This window comes from Candidatus Moraniibacteriota bacterium (assembly GCA_028688415.1).
In the GTDB taxonomy this organism is placed as follows: domain Bacteria; phylum Patescibacteriota; class Minisyncoccia; order Moranbacterales; family UBA1568; genus UBA1568.
In genome coordinates this window covers 1,861-3,895 of record JAQTYF010000006.1, presented here as the reverse complement: position 1 = coordinate 3,895, position 2,035 = coordinate 1,861, and the positions used below count along the sequence as shown (strand labels likewise).

2 protein-coding genes are annotated in these 2,035 nt (G+C 57.5%); both read right to left on the bottom strand.

Going from position 1 to position 2,035, the window contains the following annotated elements; genetic code table 11:
- Positions 1 to 953: hypothetical protein (locus PHH40_04965; protein MDD2767074.1), on the bottom strand; the 953-nt coding region annotated here is incomplete at its 3' end.
- A gap of 47 nt (positions 954 to 1,000) precedes the next feature.
- Positions 1,001 to 2,035, bottom strand: a 1,035-nt coding sequence (locus tag PHH40_04960) for a tail fiber domain-containing protein (GenBank protein MDD2767073.1), incomplete at its 5' end; no start/stop codon positions are given.

The window sequence follows — 2,035 nt, the reverse complement described above, 5'->3', positions numbered from 1 at the left end:
GATAGGTAGTCGCGCCGGTCTTTCAGCGCAACAGGTGATGCACCGTTTTGCGATCCTGACCCGATGCGGCCAGACACCAGAGCATCAATCTTTCGCTCATTGGCTGCCTGCGCCTTGGCTTGTGTCTCTGCTGCCTTTTCAGCAACAGTGATGCGGCGCTCATCAACAGTGAACTGCTTGTCGTCCTTTTCCATCTTGTACCGATCGCTCGGTGACAAGTACGTGCGCAGCGCCTGATCCACGTCGGGAACAATTGGCTTTCCATCCTTGCCCATCACACTCACCACCCGACGTTTGATCTTGGTGGTTGGGTCTTCAACCTCGGCACTGGTGAAGAACGAGCCTTCTGGCATCCGGTTTTGCCCGGTGCTCTGATACACCTTGGCGGCACCTTCGTAGTCCCCGTTTGCAGCCAGCCGGTAGGCATTGAAAGCACCTTCGGACTCCAGCTTGTAGAGCTTGGCGCGGATGTCGTCAGCCACTTCCATCTTGCCGAATTCGTCAGCCACGGCCTGACGCGCCTTCAGCTTGGCCCAATCGCCCATGACTTGCGTCTGGGCAAACTCCTGTGCTTTGGCCGGGTCTTGGAATACTTGGCTGCCTGCTACCGTTCCCTGCATCGTGGCGCCTGTGCGCCCGGTGCTGACGCGGGTTGCATCGTTGGTCTGCACGTCTGCGTTCTTGGCAGCAGCCATGTCACCCAGCACAGCGGCGGCATCCGCATCTTTGGTGAAGGCATTTGATCCGGCTGCGTCGGTGACTTGGTAGCCGCCGTCTGTCTTGCCTGCTGACACAGCAGCACGGTTTGCAGTTTTGAAATCGGCATCCTCTTGGCGCGCAGCTTGTGAGGCAATGATGTCTTGCATCCTGGCGGCGTGGAGTTGCTCGCTCTGGGCGTCGATCTTTGCCCTGCGCTCGTTGTCTTTTTCCTGTTGGATGCGGGCGTTGTACATATTGACCGCATTTGCGCCCGAGTTGAATCCTGCTGCAAATCCCATGGTTACGCTCCTTTTTTGGCCGTGGCCAGCTTGTCTACTTTGCGGGAAAGTGCAGCAATCGCGGCCATGTTGATGCCGTTGAGCGTGATCAGGTCGATCATCTTGCCGCCTGGACCTGCCTGTTCTCCCATGTTCCTTTGAACCTCTTGCGCCATTGGGCCAGTATGATGTCCTTCATCGCCCTCGCCTTCTTTGTAGTCCCACGTTGATACGGGTGTTTTCTCGATGGCTTTCAGGGCTTGATCGTCGGTGATTGACTTGACGTTCTTCTTTTTGTTTTTGTCAGACCACTTGGTAATACCAGCTCCGGCCAGCGTGCCGAGCATTTCCATATTGGAGCTATTGGCTGCTTGTTGGATGCTGGCTGCCTGCCCATACAAATCACCAGCACTCTTGTTCAGGTTGCCTGCCGTTGTGAAGCCCTGTCCCATCTGCTGCGCAGCCGCGCTGCCCTGCGTCAACGTCTGCCCTGCGTTGTTCACGGCGCTGTTACCTGCATTCATGGCAATACCTGCACTGGTAGCCTGATTGCTGGCTAGGTTGCGCCCCAGGTTGGCCGCATCCATCTTGCGGGCATAACCCAGCGTCTCGGTATCGGTGCGCGCCTTGTTTGATGCGCCCGCCAGAGCCGCGGCCTGCGCAATGCCGGTCTGGTTCTGCATCGCCATCGACCGGCCTGCACTTGGGTTTACCCCCATGCGCGACATGGCCCTCTGCTGCTGCGCTTGTGCGTTGCTGAAGCCAGCATTGACATCGGCTTGGGCCTTGCTGACCGCCTCTGCGGTCTTGCCTGCCGTGTTGAAGCTGGCGGCATCTGCCACGATGGCCTGCTCCATCGGCCTGAACGTGGTCTTGGCGTAATCGGCGTAGTCGTTGGACAGGGCTGTGTTGGACTTCAGCGCCTCAAGATTAGCGTTTGACACCTGATCATTGAGAGCTGCTGCCTTGGCCCGGTCTGGCGCTGTATCGGCATAAATCTGCTTGTACCAATCCAAACTTTCTTTGGAAAGATTGGCGTTTGCTAAGGCTGCGGCGTT